This window comes from Eggerthella sp. BIOML-A4 (genome assembly GCF_009875575.1).
GTDB classification, from domain to species: domain Bacteria; phylum Actinomycetota; class Coriobacteriia; order Coriobacteriales; family Eggerthellaceae; genus Eggerthella; species Eggerthella lenta.
Genome location: NZ_WWRX01000005.1, coordinates 80,564 through 99,525 on the forward strand (window position 1 = coordinate 80,564; position 18,962 = coordinate 99,525).

Annotated in this window: 19 protein-coding genes; 14 read left to right on the plus strand and 5 right to left on the minus strand. The window is 65.7% G+C overall.

Annotation, left to right across the window (positions count from 1 at the left end; all coding sequences use genetic code 11):
- The first annotated feature begins 33 nt into the window (after positions 1–33).
- Together GT613_RS05785 and GT613_RS05790 are read left to right on the plus strand one after the other, a co-directional pair.
- Complete coding sequence (locus GT613_RS05785; protein WP_009304910.1) at positions 34–2,475, plus strand: ATP-dependent helicase; 2,442 nt, start codon at positions 34–36, stop codon at positions 2,473–2,475.
- A 183-nt stretch (positions 2,476–2,658) separates the two neighbouring features.
- Complete coding sequence (locus GT613_RS05790; protein ID WP_009304909.1) at positions 2,659–3,513, plus strand: DegV family protein; 855 nt, start codon at positions 2,659–2,661, stop codon at positions 3,511–3,513.
- A gap of 85 nt (positions 3,514–3,598) precedes the next feature.
- On the opposite strand, the gene sdaAA is transcribed toward GT613_RS05790, so the two are convergent.
- Positions 3,599–5,209, minus strand: coding sequence for an L-serine ammonia-lyase, iron-sulfur-dependent, subunit alpha (sdaAA, locus tag GT613_RS05795; protein WP_009304908.1), 1,611 nt, complete (start codon positions 5,207–5,209; stop codon positions 3,599–3,601).
- A 278-nt stretch (positions 5,210–5,487) separates the two neighbouring features.
- Between sdaAA and GT613_RS05800 the strand changes: the two genes are divergently transcribed.
- Positions 5,488–6,855, plus strand: a complete 1,368-nt coding sequence (locus GT613_RS05800; RefSeq protein ID WP_009304907.1) for a putative manganese-dependent inorganic diphosphatase — start codon at positions 5,488–5,490, stop codon at positions 6,853–6,855.
- Here the strand turns inward: GT613_RS05800 and GT613_RS05805 are convergent.
- Positions 6,844–7,716 (minus strand): LysR family transcriptional regulator, encoded by an 873-nt coding sequence (locus GT613_RS05805; RefSeq protein WP_009304906.1) that lies wholly within the window; start codon positions 7,714–7,716, stop codon positions 6,844–6,846. The genes GT613_RS05800 and GT613_RS05805 overlap by 12 nt on opposite strands.
- A 168-nt stretch (positions 7,717–7,884) precedes the next feature.
- Between GT613_RS05805 and GT613_RS05810 the strand changes: the two genes are divergently transcribed.
- Positions 7,885–8,181 (plus strand): hypothetical protein, encoded by a 297-nt coding sequence (locus tag GT613_RS05810; RefSeq protein ID WP_009304905.1) that lies wholly within the window; start codon positions 7,885–7,887, stop codon positions 8,179–8,181.
- Positions 8,182–8,217: 36 nt separating this feature from the next.
- Here GT613_RS05810 and GT613_RS05815 read toward each other — a convergent pair whose 3' ends face one another.
- Positions 8,218–8,793 (minus strand): nitroreductase family protein, encoded by a 576-nt coding sequence (locus GT613_RS05815; protein WP_009304904.1) that lies wholly within the window; start codon positions 8,791–8,793, stop codon positions 8,218–8,220.
- 163 nt (positions 8,794–8,956) lie between these two features.
- Here GT613_RS05815 and GT613_RS05820 point away from each other — a divergent pair, with 163 nt between their 5' ends.
- The 9 genes from GT613_RS05820 to rplW all read left to right on the plus strand — a co-directional run bounded on the left by GT613_RS05820 (position 8,957) and on the right by rplW (position 15,713).
- On the plus strand, positions 8,957–10,069 hold the full coding sequence (locus GT613_RS05820) for a M20/M25/M40 family metallo-hydrolase (RefSeq protein WP_009304903.1): 1,113 nt from the start codon (positions 8,957–8,959) through the stop codon (positions 10,067–10,069).
- A gap of 202 nt (positions 10,070–10,271) precedes the next feature.
- Entirely contained in the window at positions 10,272–10,448 is a 177-nt protein-coding gene (locus GT613_RS05825) for a hypothetical protein (protein WP_156788359.1), read from the plus strand.
- A gap of 260 nt (positions 10,449–10,708) precedes the next feature.
- Positions 10,709–11,080 (plus strand): 30S ribosomal protein S12, encoded by a 372-nt coding sequence (gene rpsL / locus GT613_RS05830; RefSeq protein WP_009304902.1) that lies wholly within the window; start codon positions 10,709–10,711, stop codon positions 11,078–11,080.
- A 116-nt stretch (positions 11,081–11,196) separates the two neighbouring features.
- Positions 11,197–11,667 carry a 30S ribosomal protein S7 gene (gene rpsG / locus GT613_RS05835; RefSeq protein ID WP_009304901.1) on the plus strand — a complete coding sequence of 157 codons (471 nt, stop codon included), beginning with the start codon at positions 11,197–11,199 and terminating at the stop codon, positions 11,665–11,667.
- A gap of 15 nt (positions 11,668–11,682) precedes the next feature.
- Positions 11,683–13,800, plus strand: coding sequence for an elongation factor G (gene fusA, locus GT613_RS05840; protein ID WP_009304900.1), 2,118 nt, complete (start codon positions 11,683–11,685; stop codon positions 13,798–13,800).
- Between the two features lie 33 nt (positions 13,801–13,833).
- Entirely contained in the window at positions 13,834–14,142 is a 309-nt protein-coding gene (gene rpsJ, locus GT613_RS05845; protein ID WP_009304899.1) for a 30S ribosomal protein S10, read from the plus strand.
- Between the two features lie 6 nt (positions 14,143–14,148).
- Positions 14,149–14,778: a 50S ribosomal protein L3 gene (gene rplC, locus GT613_RS05850; RefSeq protein ID WP_369707138.1), complete on the plus strand. Its 630-nt coding sequence runs from the start codon at positions 14,149–14,151 to the stop codon at positions 14,776–14,778.
- Between the two features lie 30 nt (positions 14,779–14,808).
- Positions 14,809–15,432: a 50S ribosomal protein L4 gene (gene rplD, locus GT613_RS05855; protein WP_009304897.1), complete on the plus strand. Its 624-nt coding sequence runs from the start codon at positions 14,809–14,811 to the stop codon at positions 15,430–15,432.
- Positions 15,432–15,713 carry a 50S ribosomal protein L23 gene (gene rplW / locus GT613_RS05860; protein ID WP_009304896.1) on the plus strand — a complete coding sequence of 94 codons (282 nt, stop codon included), beginning with the start codon at positions 15,432–15,434 and terminating at the stop codon, positions 15,711–15,713. Before rplD ends, rplW begins: the two co-directional genes overlap by 1 nt.
- A gap of 121 nt (positions 15,714–15,834) precedes the next feature.
- On the opposite strand, the gene GT613_RS05865 is transcribed toward rplW, so the two are convergent.
- Together GT613_RS05865 and bfr are read right to left on the minus strand one after the other, a co-directional pair.
- Positions 15,835–17,010, minus strand: a complete 1,176-nt coding sequence (locus GT613_RS05865; RefSeq protein WP_021410594.1) for a phosphoglycerate dehydrogenase — start codon at positions 17,008–17,010, stop codon at positions 15,835–15,837.
- 174 nt (positions 17,011–17,184) lie between these two features.
- Positions 17,185–17,649, minus strand: coding sequence for a bacterioferritin (bfr, locus tag GT613_RS05870; RefSeq protein ID WP_009304894.1), 465 nt, complete (start codon positions 17,647–17,649; stop codon positions 17,185–17,187).
- A gap of 237 nt (positions 17,650–17,886) precedes the next feature.
- On the opposite strand from bfr, the gene GT613_RS05875 reads away from it, so the two are divergent.
- Positions 17,887–18,687, plus strand: a complete 801-nt coding sequence (locus GT613_RS05875; protein ID WP_009304893.1) for a YebC/PmpR family DNA-binding transcriptional regulator — start codon at positions 17,887–17,889, stop codon at positions 18,685–18,687.
- Positions 18,688–18,962 lie beyond the last annotated feature (275 nt).

The following is an 18,962-nucleotide window of genomic DNA, read 5'->3' on the forward strand; positions in this document are numbered from 1 at the left end:
TGTTTCACCTCCATCCGTCAGGAGACTGCTCATATGTCAATCGATATCGACAGCTTGAACGGGCCGCAGCGCGAGGCGGTCGTCACCGTCGACGGGCCGCTGCTCGTGCTCGCCGGCGCCGGCTCGGGCAAGACGCGCGTGCTCACGTACCGTATCGCGAACCTCATCGAGAACCACGACGTGGCTCCGTGGGAGATCCTCGCCATCACGTTCACGAACAAGGCGGCCGCCGAGATGCGCGAGCGCCTGAACGGCCTGGTGGGCCCTCGCTGCCGCGGCATGTGGGTGTCGACGTTCCATAGCATGTGCGTGCGCATGCTGCGCTCCGACGCCGAGAAGCTGGGATTCACGCGCAACTTCACCATCTACGACACCGACGACCAGAAGCGCCTGTACAAGGAGATCATGGCCGAGCTGGACATCGACCCAAAGCGCTTCCCTGTGAACGCCCTCATGAACCGCATCTCCACGGCGAAGAACGAGCTCGTCGTGCCGAGCGCCTTCGAGAAGGAAGCGGGCGACCCGGTGGGGAAGGTGGCCTCGCGCGTGTACTCCCGCTTGCAGGAGCGCCTCAAGGCCGCGAACGCCTTCGACTTCGACGACCTTCTGCTGTACGCCTACCTGCTGCTGAAGAACCACGAGGACGTGCGGTCGGCCTACCAGCAGCGCTTCCGCTACATCATGGTGGACGAGTACCAGGACACGAACCACGCCCAGTACTCCATCACGGGGCTTTTGGCCGAGGGGCACAAGAACATCATGGTGGTGGGCGACGACGACCAGTCCATCTACTCGTGGCGCGGCGCCGACCTGCGCAACATCCTCGAGTTCGAGCAGGACTACCCGACGGCGCACACCGTGAAGCTCGAGCAGAACTACCGCAGCGTGGGCAACGTTCTGGCGGCCGCGAACGCGGTCATCGCGAACAACCAGCACCGCAAGGCGAAGAAGCTGTTCACCAGCGCCGAGGACGGCGACAAGATCCAGGTGTACATGGCCGCCGACGAGCGCGATGAAGGCCGCTGGATCGCCGGCGAGATCGAGAAGCAGCGCGCGGCGGGGCTGTCGTACAACCAGGTGGCCGTGTTCTACCGCACGAACGCGCAGAGCCGCATGCTGGAAGACATGCTGCTGCGCGCCGGCGTGCCGTACCGCATCGTCGGCGGCACGCGCTTCTTCGACCGCGCCGAGATCCGCGACGTCATGGCCTACCTCACGCTCGTGGTGAACCCGGCCGACGACATCGCGGCGAAGCGCGTCATCAACGTGCCGAGGCGCGGCATCGGCAAGACCACCATCGAGCGCATCGAGCAGTTCGCCCGCGAGATGGGCATGACGTTCATGGAAGGCGCCGAGCTGGCCATCGTCGACCCGGAGCTGCGCGCGTCGGCGCGCCAGGCCATCGGGGAGTTCGTGGGCCTCGTCAACGAGGCGCGCACCTACGGCGGCGATTTGCGCAAGGTCATCGAGATGATCATCGACAAGAGCGGCCTCATCGGCGCGCTGCAGGCCGAGAACACCGACGAGGCGCGCGGCCGCATCGAGAACATCCAGGAGTTCCTCGGCGTCGTCGACGAGTTCACCGAAACCCACGAGGACGAGGACGCTCTGTACGAGGCTCCCACGGCCGAGCCGGCCGACGCCCCCGCGCTCGCCCCCGTCCCCTCGTCCGCCGACGCCCCCGCGGGTTCGTTCTACGCCTTCGCGGGCGCGAACGAGCTTGCGGCTCCGGCCGAGGAGAGCCCCGTGCGCGTCCTGCGCGGCGACTCGCTGGCCGACTTCATCGAGTGGGTGCGCCTGCGCACCGACCTCGACACGGTGGCCGAGGACGGCCATGCCGTCACCATGATGACCGTGCACTCGTCGAAAGGCCTCGAGTTCGACTGCGTGTTCGTGGCCGGCATGGAGGAGACGCTGTTCCCCCACATGAACAGCGTGGGCGATGCGGCCGGCATCGAGGAGGAGCGTCGTCTCGCGTACGTGGCCATCACGCGCGCCCGCAAGAAGCTGTTCCTCACCTGCGCCTACGCGCGCCAGATCTTCGGCCAGACATCGTCGAACCCCATCTCGCGCTTCATCCAGGAGATCCCCTCCGAGCTGCGCCAGACCACGGGCCTCGGCTCGGCGGGCTTCAGCGGCACGGGCTGGGAGAAGCGCGGCAGCCGCAAGGGCATCGCCGGCAGCGGCACCGAGGCGGGCGGCGGCCGCGTGTTCGGCCGCTCCAGCGCGTCGGGTTCGTCCGGCCGCAGCGACGAGCGCGCCGCGCGCGTGGGCGGTTCCTACGTGCGCCCGGGCGCCGAGAAGAAGGCCGCCGCGAAGATGACGTTCTCCACGGGCGACACCGTGGATCACAAGACGTTCGGCCGCGGAAAGGTGACGAAGGTGGACGGCGACACGCTGTTCGTGAAGTTCTCCAAAACCGGTCAGACCAAGAAGCTCCTCAAAGACTACGCGCCCATCGTCAAGATCGGCTAGCGCGAGGCCCGCATCGGAAACGGTGCGGGCCTCGTCGTTTTTAGGCGTTTCGGCTTCTTCTTTCGCCCAGGCTCTTGCAACGCGGTGCGCTATACCGCATGATAGACGCGTCGATGACGTGCGGTCGCCACCGATCTGCAACCCCGCGCTCTTCGTCCGGCTGGCGAGAGAAAGAGGTTCACCATGAAGATCGTTACCGACTCTTCCGTTATGTTCTCGATGGAGGAGGGCGCGCGGCGCGGCATGGCCGTGCTTCCGCTCGTCGTGGCCATCGACGGCCAAAGCTGGCTCGAATACGAGGACGTGTCGGCCGAGGAGTTCTTGGCGAAGGTACGCGCGGGCGCGCTGCCGCAGAGCGCATCGCCTCCTCCGGCGCTCACCCTGAAGGCTTACGACACCGACGAAGAGGTGATCCACCTCGCCATGGCCGACGGGCTGTCGGGCGCCTACGAGGTGGCGTGCGGCCTCGTCAAGCAGGCGCGCCGTCCCGATCGCGTGCACGTGGTGAACACGCGCACGCTGTGCGTGCCCCATCGGGTGTTGGCCTGCACGGCGGTGCGGCTGGCCGAACAGGGGACGGACGCAAAGGCCGTCCTCGAGACGCTGCATGCCCAGATCGCTACCGCTCACTCCTACCTTATTCCCGAAGATTTCGACTACCTGCGCCGCGGCGGGCGCCTCACGCCGCTCGCGGCGACGTTCGCTCATCTCGTGAAGGCGTTTCCCGTCATGAAGCAGACCGACGACGGTACGCGCCTCGAGAAGATGAAGGTGGCGCGCTCGTTCGCGAAAGCCGTCAACGCCATCGCCGACGACCTGGAGGCTCGGGGCGTGGGCGATGGCTTCTTCCTGGGCGTGAGCCATGCAGACAACCGCGTGCGGGCCGACGAGGCGTCCGGTATGCTGTCCGGGCGCTTTCCGGGATGCCGCCACGGCGTCTTCGACCTGGGCCCCGCGTTCATCACGCAGGGCGGCCCCGGCTGCCTCGCCATACAAGCTGTCGACCTGGGAGCTTATCCCGATCTCGATTTGGATTAACCGAGGGGCCCGGGATGCGGGGATGCGGGCCCCTCGGTGCAGATGCCCGTTCCGGTTGTTCGCCCGCCGAGTCTCGGCCGGCGCGCTAGTTGCACCCCGGGCAGTAGGCGCAGGCCGTCGGCGCGGCGGCTATGCCCCCGAGAGCGCTTTCGCGCAGTTCGAACGGCAAGGTTCGACCCACTTTTCGCATAGCCTCCACCGTCTGGTCGAAGTCGACCAGGTTGCCGATGCCTGCGAGTGCGATCTGCGCGCTGACCAGCGCGACGGCGGCGCCGGCAGCGTTGCGCTTCTGGCAAGGTTCCTCGACAAGGCCTGCGATGGGGTCGCATACGAGGCCCATCATGTTGGTCAGCGCGTTGCTGGCCGCGTCGAGGCATTGGGCGGGAGCGCCGCCCATGAGCTCGACCGACGCCGCCGCGGCCATCGCGGCGGCCGAGCCGATCTCGGCCTGGCAGCCGCCCTCCGCGCCCGATACCGTGGCGTTGCGCGTGATGAGGTACCCGATGGCGGCGGCCGCCGCCAGGCCGCGCGCAAGATCGCCATCCGATAGCCCGCGCGTGCGCTGCAGCGCCAGCAGCACGCCGGGCAGCACGCCAGACGATCCAGCCGTGGGCGCGGCCACGATGCGACCCATCGACGCGTTCGTCTCCAGCACCGCCATCGCGTAGGCGATGGCGCACGACAGCTGGTCGTCGCACAGCTCGCCGTCGCGCTCGCGCAGATCGGCCAGCTTGCGCGCTTCGCCGCCTATGAGGCCGCCCATGGAAGGCAGCGCTTCGTCGATGGGGCGCTGCGCGGCGCATTTCATCACGTCCAGCGTCTCGTGCAAATACGCAAGGGAGCGGTCGGCGTATCCCAAGCTCTCGGCCAGCGCCGCCTCGCGGGCGAGAAACGCCTCCGATAGCGTCGTGCCGTGCTTTTCGCACCATGCCAGAAGCGCGGCTCCGGTGCCGAAGTCCGCCTCGGCGAACCGCTGCAGCGCCTCCTCCGCGTCGGGCGCGTCAACGGACCCGCAGCCGGGGCGCGCGTCGCCGGGAATGACGCGCACGTCCAGGATGGCGGGGTGGTCCTCGATGGCGGCCTTCGCGGCGCCGTCCACCTCTTGGTCGGTTTCCAGCACGGTGTAGGCGATGTCGCCTTTGCGCTCGCGGTACATGCGCGTGGTGGCGATGTTCACGCCTTCGTCGCTGATGCTCTGCGCGATGTGCGCCAGCACGCCGGTCTCGTCGCGCTGGCGCACGACGATGCTCGTGCTCTCGCCGGTGATGCGCACGTCGATGTCGTCGATCTTGCGGATGACGGCCGCTCCGCCTCCGATGCTCTCGCCGCGCACGCTCATCGCGTTGCCTGCGGCGTCCACGATGCGCATGTCGATGGTGTTGGGATGGTCGTATTCCTCGTCGGGAAGCGTGACGAACGAGAACGCGAGTCCCGCATCCCCCGCAAGCTGAAACGAGTCGCGGATGCGCAGGTCGTCGGCGGCCAGCCCCAGCATGCCCGCCACGAGCGCCTTGTCGGTTCCGTGCCCGGTCAGCGTGTGCGCGAACGACCCCAGCAGCCTGAACTCCACCGTCTTCGGCTCGGCCAGGCACAGCCGTCGAGCCATGTAGGCGATACGCAGCGCGCCCGCCGTGTGCGAGCTCGAAGGACCCACCATGATGGGGCCGATGACGTCGGAGAGGCCGATAGTTTTCATAGATGCTCCTCGATTGACGGGTAGGGAAGGGGGCGGGCGCGGGGATGGTGCGCGCCTATGGTATCACGGACTGTCGCAGCCGTCTCGTGCGCTCTTTCTGGCTCTTTCGTGACGTTTGCGCTCGAAAAGGCTGATCGGCCGCCGTTCGCTTCGCCGGTGCCGCTATACTGTGGCTCTCGGCGCCGCGCGGCTCGGTATGCGGCGGCGAACACCCTCATGACAAGCTAAGCGAGCGGGATGCGGCGTGCGTGCGGCATCCCCGGGTAAGGAGTACAGCAATGTCGGCACCGATCATCGTCGTGGGCCACAAGAACCCGGACAACGATTCCATCTCCTCGGCAGTGGGCTACGCCTACCTGAAGAACGAGCTGGCGCGCCGTGCGGCCGGCGAGGGGGAGCCGTTCCAGACGTACGTTCCCGCCCGCTTGGGGCCGTTGCCTCCGGAGAGCGCCTGGGTTCTGGAAGAGAGCGGTATCCACGCGCCCGAGATCGTGGGTCATGTGCATGCGCGCGTCGGAGACGTGATGACGCCGAACCCCATATCCATCGGCCATAACGCCACGCTGCTCGAAGCGGGTCGCCTGCTGCGCCAGCACAACGTGCGCGCGCTCGTGGTGACGAACGACGACGGCACCTACCGTGGACTCATCACCACGCGCATGATCGCCGAGCGCTACATCGCCGCCACCGACGCCCTCGAGGACGGAGGGGCGAACGAGATGGCGGTCGCCGGCGACCTCATCGCCTCGCTCGGCCAGAAGGTGGACGAGATCACCGAGACCGATGTGCTCATCCTCGACAAGGAGGGCCTGCTCAAGGAGGCTATCGAAGACCTCATGGCCAGCGCGTTGCGCGAGGCCGTCGTGCTGAACGACGACGGCCTCGCCATCGGCATCGTCACGCGCTCGGACGTGGCCGTGCGCCCGAAGCGCAAGGTGGTGCTCGTGGACCACAACGAGACGCGCCAGGCCGCCAACGGCATCGAGGAGGCCGAGGTCGTCGAGATCGTCGACCATCATCGCATCGCCGACGTGATGACCGCCAACCCCATCCAGTTCCTCAACCTTCCCGTGGGCTCCACGGCGACCATCGTCACGATGGAGTTCCGCCGCCACAACGTGGAGATGCCTCCGGCCATCGCGCGCGTGCTGCTGTCGGCCGTGATGACCGACACCGTCATCCTCAAGTCGCCCACCGCCACGCCGACCGATCACGAGCAGGTAGCCTATCTCGCCGGCATCGCGGGCGTCGATCCCACCGAATTCGGCCTTGCCGTGTTCAAGTGCCGCGGCGGCGAGGACGACATGCCCGTCGACAAGCTCGTCGGCGCCGACGCCAAGGAGTTCCAGATCGGCGACGCCACCGTTCTCATCGCGCAGCACGAGACGGTGGATCTTCCCGCCGTCATGAAACGCGAAGAGGAGATCCGCGAGCATATGCGCCGTCTGCGCGACGACCACGGCTACGAGTTCGTGCTGCTGCTGGTCACCGATATCGTGGCCGAGGGCAGCCAGTTCATGTGCGAGGGCAACCGCCGCATCGTCAACCGCGTGTTCGGCATCCATTGCACGGGCGAAGGCGGCACCTGGATGCCCGGCATCCTCAGCAGGAAGAAGCAGGTGGCGGCGAAGATCCTAGGAGCATAGGGGCGAGGGTTCGCGCCAGCGTTCTTCGAAAAACGAGACGAGGAAGCCGTGGAACGCCGCGGCTTCTTTGCTAAGGGGGCCGCTTGTCGGGGCGATCTCGATGGTGCGGGCGAACGGCGCGTCGGCTATGCTCGCCAGGCGCGCGCTACTATCGTCGAGGCCTCCCCAGCTGCGTTCGGGCCAAAAGCCCACGCCCAGCCCCAAGCCGATCATGTTCTTCACCACGGCGGGGCTGTCGCTTTCGAACGCCACGCGCGGCACGAACCCGGCATGCGCGCACGCTTCGTCGCATACCGCGCGAAACGTGCGGCTTCCGGCGAGGCAGATGAACGGCTCGTCGGCGAGGTCGGACAGCGGCAGGGGTTCCTGCGAGGCGCGCTCGGCGGGCACGGCGATGCCGATGCGTTCGAAGAAACGGCGAGCGCGGGGGTCCGCGCTCTCTGCGCGCACGGTGCGGACCCGCAGGTCCCAACGTCGGGAGGAGGCTTCCTGCGTCACCACGAAACGTGCGTCGGGATGCGCCGAGCGGTAGGCCGCGATGGCGTCCACCGCCAGCCCCGAGGCCGATTCGATGGCAAGATGGACGGCGGCCCGCTGTTGCCCGGCTACCACGGCAAGCTCCTCGGGCAGCTCGTCGAGGGCCGCCAGCAGCGGCGCGATGCGCTTCTGAAGCGCCTCGCCGCACGCGGTCAGCCGCACGTTGCGTCCCACGCGCTCGAACAGGGTCACGCCCAGCTCGCGTTCGAGCCGGCGGATCGACTGGGTGAGGGCGGGCTGAGCCACGTTGAGCTTCTTCGCGCTGTTCGTCACATGCTGGGTGCGCGCCACTTCGTCGAAGTACCTGAGCTGCTGCAGTTCCATCGGGAGCCTTCCGATCGTTATCCGCTCATCCTATAACATCTATCATATCATTGGGGATGAAATTTATATTGGACAACGCTGGGGCGAGCGCGTAGGGTGGTGCCTGTTGCAGGAAAGCGAGGCCGACGATCGCAGAACGATCCGGCGCGGTAAGGAGATGGTGGGCTCGTGTCAGAGCTCTTGGAGGCGGCGATGCTCGTGTGCTTCGGCTTGTCGTGGCCGCTCAACGCGTACAAGAATTTCAAAGCGGCAACGGCGGCTGGCTCCAGCTGGCAGTTCATCGCCCTGATCACGACAGGCTACATGGCCGGCATCGCCGCGAAGTTCGCATCCGGTTCGGTGAACTGGGTTTTGGCGGTGTACTTGATCAACCTCGCCTGCATCGGCGTCAACTGGATCGTGTACTTTCGCAACCGCCGCCTCGACGCGCAGCGCGAGATCGCGTACGAGGCGGCTGAAGCGTAGGCGCGCGATGCCCGGGCGGCGTGCGCCGGGTGCGGGCTACAGCAGCACGCTCGACAGCGCGCGTTTGGGCACGTAGTGCACGCCCGCCTCGTCGCGCCAATACTCGGTGGCACCGCCTGCCGGAAGGTCGACGATGCGCACGTCTTCGACGGGTTTGCCTAACGCCAACACGAGGTCGGGCTGGAAGCGGTCCGCGTCGACGCCCAGCGCTTCGGCCATGCTCCTCTTTTTGAACGACGCGATGATGCAGCCCCCGAACCCGGCTTCGACGGCCTGCAGCATAATGGTTTGCGCGGCTATTCCCTCGTCCCATGCGGTGAAGGTGTCGGCCAATGTGCGATCGTTGTCGCGGCACACCACGACGTAGGCGCTCGGGCGTTCGCCCGGCACGGGTCCCGGCCAGTCGGGCAGGGCCTTCGCCCATGCGCAGCACGAGAACACGCGCTCGCAGGCGCGCTCGTCGCTGACGATGGCGTAGCGCAGCGGCTGCGCGTTGCCGCTCGAAGCGACCAGTCGCGCGGCGTCCACCCAGGCGGTGAGCAGCTTGCGGTCGATGCGGTCGCTTTCATCGAATCGTCGATAGCTTCGACAGGCTTTGATGATGTCCTGCACTCGGAACCTCCCTCGATTTCGCGGTACGGAGCGCGCGGCCCCGTTGCCCGGGTTCTCGCGCGCACGGTGCTGTTGCTGATTATAATGGCTTTCCGTAACCGAACCCATCGTCGTTGCCGAGCGTTCAAGCTTGGCGGCTGAAGGAGAGAAAGAAGGAACGTCCATGCAAGAGAGCCGTCTGCTCGATCTGTTCTGCGAGCTCGTCCGCATCGAGAGCCCGTCGTTTCACGAGGCCCCGATGGCGGCCCGATGCGCCGACGAGCTGCGCAGGCTCGGGTTCGAGGTGAGCTTCGACGATTCCGCCGAACGCGTCGGCTCGGATACCGGCAACCTTGTCGCTCATCTTCCGGGAACGCGGACGGGGCATATGGTGTTCTCGGCGCATATGGACACCGTGCAGCCGTGCGCGGGCATCGAGCCCGTCGTCGTGGACGGGGTCGTGCGCTCGGCGGGCGACACCATCCTGTCGGCCGACGATAAGGCCGGCGTGGCCGCCATCTTCGAGGGCGTGCGCTCGGCCGTCGAGTCCGGCTCGCCTCGACCCGACGTCACCGTGCTGCTCACCACCTGCGAGGAGCAGCATCTGCTGGGTTCGAGCGCGCTGGCCGACGGCCTGCTGCCCGCGGGCGCGCCTTGCTACGTGCTGGACGCCGACGGCGCTCCGGGCACCATCATCACGGGCGCCCCGTGCCATTGGTCGCTCAACGCGACGTTCTCGGGACGCGCCGCGCATGCGGGCGTGTGCCCCGAAGAGGGCGTGTCGGCCATCGCCATGGCCGCCGCGGCCGTCTCGTCCATGCCGCTCGGCCGGCTCGACGAGGCCACCACGGCGAACGTCGGGTTCATCGAGGGCGGCGGCGCGACGAACGTCGTGCCGGACACGTGCGCGCTGGCGGGGGAGTGCCGCTCGCTGTACGCCGAGCGCGCCGAGGCTCAGAAAGAGGCCATGACCGAGGCGCTGGAGGCCGCCGCCGCGCGCTTCGGAGGCGCGGTGAGCATCGAGTGGACGAAGAGCTACGACGCCGTGCTGTTCGACGAGGAGGACGAGCTCGTGCAGGCCATCGTCCGTGCCTCCCGAGCGGCCGGCCTCGAGCCGCGGTTCCATCGCTCCGGCGGCGGCTCCGATGCCAACGTGCTGGCCGCCCGCGGCGTGCGTCCCGTCACGTTGGGCGTGGGCATGGCCGCCTTCCATTCCGTCGACGAGCACATCGCCGTGGACGACCTGGAGGGCGCTGCCCGCCTCGTGGAGGCTCTCATCGCCGAAGGCGCGCAGTAGGCCGCGCGCGACGGGCGCGTCTCATGCGAGCTTCCGAAGGCGATGCCGCGGAAGCCGAGCGCCGCCGCAAGATGAAGGCGGCCGAAGAGGGTTCGCGCATCTGGGAGCGCTTCTTCGCCGATCGACGCCGGTCGCGCGGCGACGCGGTTCGGATCGTGCAGGAAGCTGCCGCGCTCGATGCGGCGCTGTACTGCACGGCCCTGTGTTCGCCGCCGCCCAGCGCATCCAGGCCGACTACCTGGTCACCTCCGACAAACGGCTTGCCCGGAGCGCACCGGTGGCGTGCCTGGACGTTCCGGACATGCTCGCGCTGCTCCAAGCCGCGAAAGTCGACGGGGATGGCGGCGATACGCTGCCGACGGGTTCGAAGTATTTTTGAGAAACGGTGGACTTTTCGCCACGGATTCGTCACCAGTGTGGGTTTCACCTGCGATAACGGTTCTCAAGAGGTATAGATACTCCCGGATGCGTGGCGTTTGACAACCCTGAGGGGCGATGGTAGAGTTCACCTTCGCGTCTCCGAGGAGGCGAGCGTTTTCGTGTGCGCATCAGCTGAACGCACTTGGAAACGGTGTTCAAGCGAGCGTCTATAGAGTATGTAGACGTCTCGGACAAGCAAGAGGTAAAAGGAGAGAAGCTTTGCCTACCATCAACCAGCTGGTCCGCAAGGGCCGCAAGAAGGCAGTCGACAAGAGCAAGACGCCTGCCCTGAAGGGCAACCCGCAGAAGCGCGGCGTGTGCACCCGCGTGTTCACGACCACGCCGAAGAAGCCGAACTCGGCTCTGCGCAAGGTTTGCCGCGTGCGCCTCGTCAACGGCATGGAAGTGACCGCCTACATCCCGGGCGTCGGCCATAACCTCCAGGAGCACTCCATGGTGCTGCTGCGCGGCGGCCGCGTGAAGGACCTCCCCGGTGTGCGCTACAAGGTCATCCGCGCCGCGCTCGACTGCGCCGCCGTGGACAACCGCAAGCAGGCTCGCAGCCGCTACGGTGCCAAGCGCCCGAAGTAACACCCGCTAAGACGCGCGGGCCGCAGCAACCGACCGAGCCCAAAGGGGGCAGGCGGGCGGCCTAATGAACGGAGAGAAAGCCGTTCCGAAGCGCGCAGGACCTAGAAGGAGAACACATGCCGCGTCGTGCAGCAGCAGTCCGCCGCGAAGTACAGCCGGACGCCCAGTACAACAACCGTCTCGTCACGCAGCTGATCAACAAGATCCTGCTTGACGGCAAGAAGGCCACCGCCGAGAACATCGTCTACGGTGCGTTCGCCATCGTCGAGGAGAAGACCGGCGGCGATCCGCTGGCCGTCTTCAAGAAGGCAATGGACAACGTCCGCCCCACGCTCGAAGTCAAGCCGAAGCGTGTCGGCGGCGCCACCTACCAGGTGCCGATGGAGGTCAACTCCCGTCGTGCCACCACGCTTGCCATTCGCTGGATCGTCGACTTCTCGCGCAAGCGCAAGGAGCACACGATGAAGGAGCGCCTCGCCGCCGAGATCATGGATGCCGCCGAGAACACCGGCGCGTCGGTGAAGAAGCGCGAGGACCTGTACAAGATGGCCGAGTCGAACCGTGCGTTCTCGCACTACCGCTTCTAAGGGAGGATTCGACTCATGGCGAAAATCGAACTGAAGGATACGCGCAACATCGGCATCATGGCCCACATCGACGCGGGCAAGACGACGACCACCGAGCGCATCCTCTACTACACGGGCAAGACCCACAAGATCGGCGAGGTACACGACGGCGCCGCGACGATGGACTGGATGGTGCAGGAGCAGGAGCGCGGCGTGACCATCACCGCCGCCGCCACCACGTGCTTCTGGAAGTACCCCGGCGGGGCTGACAACGGCAAAGAGTACCGTTTCCAGATTATTGACACTCCCGGCCACGTGGACTTCACGGCCGAGGTCGAGCGTTCGCTTCGCGTGCTCGACGGCGCTGTCGCGGTGTTCGACGCCGTCGCCGGCGTGCAGCCGCAGTCCGAGACGGTGTGGCGCCAGGCAAGCCGCTACGGCGTGCCCCGCATCGCCTACATCAACAAGTACGACCGCGTGGGCGCCGACTTCTTCCATGCGATCGAGACCATGAAGGATCGCCTGGGCGCGCCGGCTGTCGCCGCGCAGATGCCCATGGGCGCCGAGGACAACTTCTGGGGCGTCATCGACCTGGTCACCATGACCGCGTGGGACTTCAAGGCCGACGACAAGGGCATGACCTACCCCGAGGCCATGGACGCCATCCCGGCCGAGTTCGCCGAAGAGGCCGAGCTGCGCCACCAGGAGCTGGTGGAAGCCGCCGCCGACTGCGACGACGCTCTCATGGAGAAGGTCCTCATGGAGGAAGAGGTGACGGTTGACGAGCTGAAGGCCGCCATCCGCAAGGGCACCATCGCCTGCCAGATCCACCCCGTGTTCGTGGGCTCGTCCTACAAGAACAAGGGCGTGCAGGAGCTCCTCGACGCCGTGGTCGACTACATGCCGTCCCCGATCGACGTGCCGGCCATCAAGGGCACGAACCCGGACACGGGCGAGGAAGACGAGCGTCCCTCCGACGTGAAGGCGCCGTTCTCCGCTCTGGCCTTCAAGATCATGACGGATCCGTTCGTGGGCAAGCTCACCTACCTCCGCGTGTACTCGGGCCAGCTCGATTCCGGCTCCTACGTGTCCAACGCCTCGAAGGGCAAGAAGGAGCGCATCGGCCGTTTGCTGCAGATGCACTCGAACCAGCGCGTCGATATCGACGGCTGCGCCGCGGGCGACATCGTCGCCGTCGTGGGCTTGAAGGACACGTCGACCGGCGACACGCTGTGCGACGCTGATCATCCGATCATCCTCGAGTCCATGGAGTTCGCCGAGCCGGTCATCGACATCGCCGTCGAGCCGAAGACGAAGGCCGAGCAGGACAAGATGGGCATCGCGCTGCAGAAGCTGGCCGAGGAGGACCCGACGTTCCGCGTGTCCACCAACCAGGAGACCGGCCAGACCATCATCGCCGGCATGGGCGAGCTGCACCTCGAGATCATCGTCGACCGCCTGCTGCGCGAGTTCAAGGTCGAGGCGAACGTGGGCAAGCCCCAGGTCGCCTACCGCGAGACGGCCACGCAGGAAGCTCGCAACGTCGAGGGCAAGTTCGTGCGCCAGTCCGGCGGTCGCGGCCAGTACGGCCATGCGGTCATCAACCTGATCCCGCAGGAAGCCGGCAAGGGCTACGAGTTCGAGAACAAGATCGTGGGCGGCGTGATCCCCAAGGAGTACATCACCCCGATCGACAAGGGCATCCAGGAAGCCATCAACTCGGGCGTGCTTGCGGGCTACCCGGTCGTGGACATCAAGATCGAGCTCATCGACGGTTCGTACCACGACGTCGACTCCTCCGAGGCGGCGTTCAAGGTCGCCGGTTCGATGGCGGTCAAGGCTGCGCTCAAGAAGGCCGCTCCGGTCATTCTCGAGCCGATGATGGCCGTCGAGGTCGAGACGCCCGAGGAGTACATGGGCGACGTCATGGGCAACCTGTCCAGCCGTCGCGGCCAGATCCAGGGCATGGGCGATCGCGGCAACGCCAAGACCATCAAGGCGAAGGTTCCGCTGTCCGAGATGTTCGGTTACGCCACCGACCTGCGTTCGACGACGCAGGGCCGCGCTTCGTACACGATGCAGTTCGATTCGTACGAGGCAGTGCCGAAGAACGTGGCGGAGGAAATTATCAGCAAGGCCGGCGGCAACGCCTAGGGCGTGCGCGCGAGCATAACGGAGGTAAAGTAAGTGGCTAATCAAAAGATTCGCATCCGCTTGAAGGGGTACGATCATGAGATCGTGGACCAGTCCACGAAGCTCATCGTCGATACCGCGCAGAAGACGGGTGCCAAGGTGTCCGGTCCTATCCCGCTGCCGACGGAGCGCAACCTGTACTGCGTCGTCAAGGGCCCGCACGTCGACAAGGATTCGCGCGAGCAGTTCGAGATGCGCACGCACAAGCGCCTCATCGACATCCTGGAACCGACCCCGAACACGGTCGATTCCCTGATGCGCCTCGATCTCCCTGCCGGTGTCGACATCGAGATCAAGCTGTAAAGGGGGATGTGCGATATGATCAACGCCATCTATGGTAAGAAAATCGGCATGACCCAGATCTTCAACGAGGACGACCGTGTCGTGCCCGTGACGGTGATCCAGGCCGAGCCGAACACGATCTGTCAGGTCAAGACGAAGGACAGCGACGGCTACGAGGCCGTGCAGCTGGGCTTCGGCGCCATCAAGGAGAAGAAGGTCAACAAGCCCATGGCGGGTCACTTCGCCAAGCAGGGCACGGCTCCTACGCGCTACCTGCGCGAGGTGCGCGTCGAGAACGCCGGCGAGTACAAGGTGGGCGACCAGCAGACGGTGGCCGCTTTCGCTGAGACGAAGAAGGTCGACGTGACCGGCACGTCCAAGGGCAAGGGCTTCGCCGGCGTCATGAAGCGCTACGGCTTCCGCGGCGGCCCGGGCGGCCACGGCGCGCACTTCCATCGCGCTCCCGGTTCGGTGGGCCAGTGCGCCACGCCGTCCCGCGTGTTCAAGGGGCTCAAGCTCCCGGGCCACATGGGCGTCGACACCGTGACCGTGAAGAACCTGGAAGTCGTCCGCATCGACGAGGAGCAGAACCTCATCCTCGTCAAGGGCGCCATCCCCGGCGGCAAGAACGGCGTCGTTCGCGTCCGCATGGCGTAGTTGAAGTAACCTATAAGGAGCTTGTATATCATGACGACTATCGAGATCAAAGACGCGAGCGGGAAGAAGGCCGGCACCGCCGACCTCGCCGCTTCCGTGTTCGGCATCGAGCCGAACGTGCCCGTCATGCACCAGGTCGTGCGCGCGCAGCGCGCGTCTTGGCGCCAGGGCACGCATGACACGAAGACGCGCGGCCAGGTGCGCGGCGGCGGCAAGAAGCCGTGGCGCCAGAAGGGCACCGGCCGTGCCCGTCAGGGCACCATCCGCGCCCCTCAGTGGGCCGGCGGCGGTACCGTGTTCGGCCCGCATCCGCGTTCCTACGCGTTCCGCGTGAACAACAAGGAGGTCAAGCTGGCCATGCGCTCCGCGCTGTCCGCCAAGCTGGCCGACGGCGAGCTGTTCGTGGTCGACGCGTTCAACTTCGAGAAGCCCTCGACGAAGGCGGCTGTGGCCGCGCTCAAGGCCCTCGGCTTGGAGCGTCGCACCACCCTCGTCATCGACGACGAGGACGTGAACACCTATCTGTCGTTCCGCAACATCCCCACGGTGAACATCCTGCCCGTGTCCGCGGCGAACACCTACGAGCTGATCGACAACAAGGCTCTCGTGTTCACGGCCGACGCCCTGAAGCGCATCGAGGAGGTGCTTGCATAATGAAGGATCCCCGCGAGGTCATCATCCGCCCCGTCATCACGGAGCACAGCTACGACCAGATGGAGGGCAACACCTTTACCTTCGAGGTGGCCAAGGACGCCAACAAGGTTGAGATCCGCCAGGCCATCGAAGCCATCTTCGATGTGACGGTGGTCAAGGTGAACACGCTCAACGTGAAGCCGAAGCCGAAGCGCGTTCGCTACCAGCTGGGCAAGACCCGCACCTGGAAGAAGGCCATGGTCACGCTCAAGGAAGGCGACACCATCGAGCTGTTCGCGTAAGCGACGTTTCCACGTGCTGCCTCGGCGCCCCTGCAATCGCGGGGGCGCCTTTTTTGTTGGAGGAGGGTGCGAAAAGCGAACTGCGGCGCCTTCTTTGACGTGCCGTATCGCCTTGGAGTCGTTACTTCACCACGCGGACGCGGCGGACGCCCTCGATGGCGCTCAGGCGCTCGATGGCGTCATCGGGATGCCCCGGAGTGCCGGCGTCCAGGTCGAGCATCGTGTAGGCGTTCTCGCCGCGGGCCTTGTTCATCATGTTCTCGATGTTCACGCCGGCATCGCCGAACACGTTCGTGATGCGAGCGATGGCGTTCGGGACGTTCGCGTGCAGCACGGCCACGCGGCGCAGGCCGTCGGGCACGGGACCCATGTCGCAGGCGGGGTAGTTCACGGAGTTCGCGATATTGCCGTTCTCCAGGTAGTCCATGAGCTCCCGCACGGCCATCATCGCGCAGTTGTCCTCGGCCTCGGCGGTAGAGGCGCCCAGGTGGGGCAGCACGATGGCGCGCTCCATCTTCATGACCTCGGGCGTGGCGAAGTCGGTGATGTAGGCATGCACCTTGCCGGAGTCCAGCGCGGCGGCCATGGCAGCGTTGTCCACGAGCGTGTCGCGCGAGAAGTTCAGGAACACGGCGCCGTCTTTCATGAGCGAGCAGGCGCGTTCGTCGATCATGCCGATAGTGCCCTCCATGGCCGGCACGTGGATGGTCATGTAGTCGCAGGTGCGGAAAATGTCGTCGAGGTTCGTCACGTGATGGACGGCGCTCGAGATGCGCCATGCTGCGCCCACCGACACGTACGGATCGTACCCGTACACGTCCATGCCCAGATCGATGGCGATGTTGGCGACTTCCGCCCCGATGGCGCCCAGGCCTATGACACCCAGCTTCTTGCCCTTCACCTCGCGTCCGGCGAACGCCTTCTTCGCCTTCTCGGCGGCTTTCGCGATGTTCTCGTCGGCGGCGTTGTGGCGGCACCAGGCGATGCCGCCGGCGATGTCGCGGCTGCCCAACATGAGGCCGCACACCACGATCTCCTTCACGGCGTTCGCGTTCGCGCCGGGGGTGTTAAACACCACGATGCCCTCTTCGGCGCAACGGTCGAGCGGGATGTTGTTCACGCCGGCGCCCGCGCGGGCAATGGCCTGGAGGCTTTCGGGGAACGCGGTGTCGTGCAGGGCGGCGCTGCGGACGAGCACGCCTTCCGCCTGGGTGAGGTCGTCGACGAGCTGGTAGTCGTCGGTGAGCAGGTCGGTGCCGTACGCCGAGATGTTGTTGAGGCAGTGGATGTTGCGCATGAGGTCTCCTTCGAGGATGGCAGACGTCACCGATGACGCGCGGCTCGTCGCCGTTTCTTGCTGCATCCTCCTATAGTGCGCAGGTCGCAACCCGTTGTCAACCACCGTTCAGCGGGTTCGCGCTTTATCTCGGTAAAGTGCGAACCCGCTTCGTCCTCGCGTCGCCGTTCGGTGCTAGTTCTGCGTGGAAAGGAAGGTGGGCAGCGTCATCTGCTCGATCTGGTCCTGCAGCTCTTCCAGCTCGTCGAGGTGCGTGTCCTCGTCGCGCAGGATGGCTTCGAGGATGTCGCGCGTGGCATAGTCCAGCACCTGGCCGGCCAGCACGATGGCCTCGTTGTACTGCCTGATCGCATCGAGCTCCAAGGCGTGGTCGTTGTTCACCTGCTGGGGGATCTCCGCGCCGATGTGCATGTCGTTGAGGTGGGATACGATAGGCGTGCCCTCCAGGAACAGGATGCGCTCGATGAGGCGCTCGGCATGCTTCATCTCGGTGATCGAGCGCTTCTTGAAATTCTCGCTCAGGCGGGTGTAGCCCCAGTCCTCGGCCATCTCGGCATGCACCATGTACTGGTTGATGGAGGTCAGCTCGCTGGCAAGCAGACCGTTCAGCGCGTCGACAAGTTCTTGGTTTCCCTTCATGGCAGTGCTCCTTCCATACGCACGATGATAGGGAGGATCCGCCCTTTGTAAGATCCTCGACCTCAGCATTGTACGGACAAGGGACCGGCTTGTTCGCTTGCTTACCGACTCGCATCCGTCCCGTGTTCTTCTCGAAACCTGTCGTTCTGGTTTTTGAAGACCGTGCGAAGGGTTATCGGGGATTTGACAGGTGTGCTAGAATAATCGGCTGGTATTGCTATGTTGGAAGGGACGTATATGTCTGGGCATTCAAAGTGGGCTACAACGAAACATCGCAAGGCAGCGCAGGATGCGAAGCGCTCGGCCTTGTTCTCCAAGCTGTCGCGCAACATCACGGTGGCTGCGAAAGAGGGCGGCGACCCGAATCCCGACAACAACGCATCGCTTGCGGCCGCCATCGAAAAGGCCAAGGGCTACTCCCTGCCGAAAGATAAGATCAAAGTCGCCATCGACAAGGCGTTCGGCTCCGGCAAGGACTCCGCTAACTACGAGACCGTCGTGTACGAGGGCTACGGTCCGGCCGGCGTCGCCGTGCTGTGCGAGGCTCTGACCGACAACCGCAACCGCACCGCCGCCGACGTGCGCGCGGCCTTCAGCCATGCGGGCGGCAACCTGGGCACGTCCGGCTCCGTTGCGTTCCAGTTCGAGCGCAAAGGCCAGATCATGGTTCCCAAAGAGGTCGAGACCGGCGACAAGAAGAACCCCGTGAAGCCGAACGGCGCCGCTGCCGACGAGGAAGAGTTCATGCTCGCTGTGGCCGAGGCCGGCGGCGACGATTACGAGGACGCCGAGGACGAGTGGATCGTCTACACGTCGCCCACCGATCTCATGGCCGTGAAGAAGGCGCTCGAGGAAGCCGACGTCGTCACGAAGGGCGCCGAAATGACCATGGTGCCCACTACGCCCGCGACGGTGAGCGTGTCCGATGCGAAGAAGGTCATGCGCCTTGTCGACCGCCTCGAAGAGCTGGAAGACCTCCAGAACGTCTACCACGTCATGGATATCACTGACGAGATTGCAGAAGCTCTGGACGAATAGGCTCTCTCGAAACCAAGCGAACGCGAAGCCGCCGCAAGCACGAAGCTTGCGGCGGCTTTCTCATGCGGGGTTGGACGAAGGGCGTAAGCGCCGGAGCGTCCGGTATCGCCGACGCCTTGTCGCTCGAAAGCCGCGTTTTCGGCCTCGATTCCCCCCACAACGGCGCGGCATGCGACCGTGGGCTCCGAGTCTCGCCTGCCCAGCCTGCGGTCTCCCGTTCTTCGCTGCCGCCGTTGTGTATAATAGCTGGTTGCTTGCTTGATTATCAATTGCCG

Coding starts and splice junctions, on each gene's coding strand:
- GT613_RS05865 (WP_021410594.1), bottom strand. CDS start 17,010: ATGCGCAACATCCACTGCCTCAACAACATCTCGGCGTACGGCACCGAC.
- fusA (WP_009304900.1), top strand. CDS start 11,683: ATGGCGAAAATCGAACTGAAGGATACGCGCAACATCGGCATCATGGCC.
- rpsG (WP_009304901.1), top strand. CDS start 11,197: ATGCCGCGTCGTGCAGCAGCAGTCCGCCGCGAAGTACAGCCGGACGCC.
- sdaAA (WP_009304908.1), bottom strand. CDS start 5,209: ATGAAAACTATCGGCCTCTCCGACGTCATCGGCCCCATCATGGTGGGT.
- GT613_RS05800 (WP_009304907.1), top strand. CDS start 5,488: ATGTCGGCACCGATCATCGTCGTGGGCCACAAGAACCCGGACAACGAT.
- GT613_RS05820 (WP_009304903.1), top strand. CDS start 8,957: ATGCAAGAGAGCCGTCTGCTCGATCTGTTCTGCGAGCTCGTCCGCATC.
- GT613_RS05875 (WP_009304893.1), top strand. CDS start 17,887: ATGTCTGGGCATTCAAAGTGGGCTACAACGAAACATCGCAAGGCAGCG.
- rplC (WP_369707138.1), top strand. CDS start 14,149: ATGTGCGATATGATCAACGCCATCTATGGTAAGAAAATCGGCATGACC.
- rplW (WP_009304896.1), top strand. CDS start 15,432: ATGAAGGATCCCCGCGAGGTCATCATCCGCCCCGTCATCACGGAGCAC.
- rplD (WP_009304897.1), top strand. CDS start 14,809: ATGACGACTATCGAGATCAAAGACGCGAGCGGGAAGAAGGCCGGCACC.
- GT613_RS05790 (WP_009304909.1), top strand. CDS start 2,659: ATGAAGATCGTTACCGACTCTTCCGTTATGTTCTCGATGGAGGAGGGC.
- GT613_RS05785 (WP_009304910.1), top strand. CDS start 34: ATGTCAATCGATATCGACAGCTTGAACGGGCCGCAGCGCGAGGCGGTC.
- bfr (WP_009304894.1), bottom strand. CDS start 17,649: ATGAAGGGAAACCAAGAACTTGTCGACGCGCTGAACGGTCTGCTTGCC.
- GT613_RS05805 (WP_009304906.1), bottom strand. CDS start 7,716: ATGGAACTGCAGCAGCTCAGGTACTTCGACGAAGTGGCGCGCACCCAG.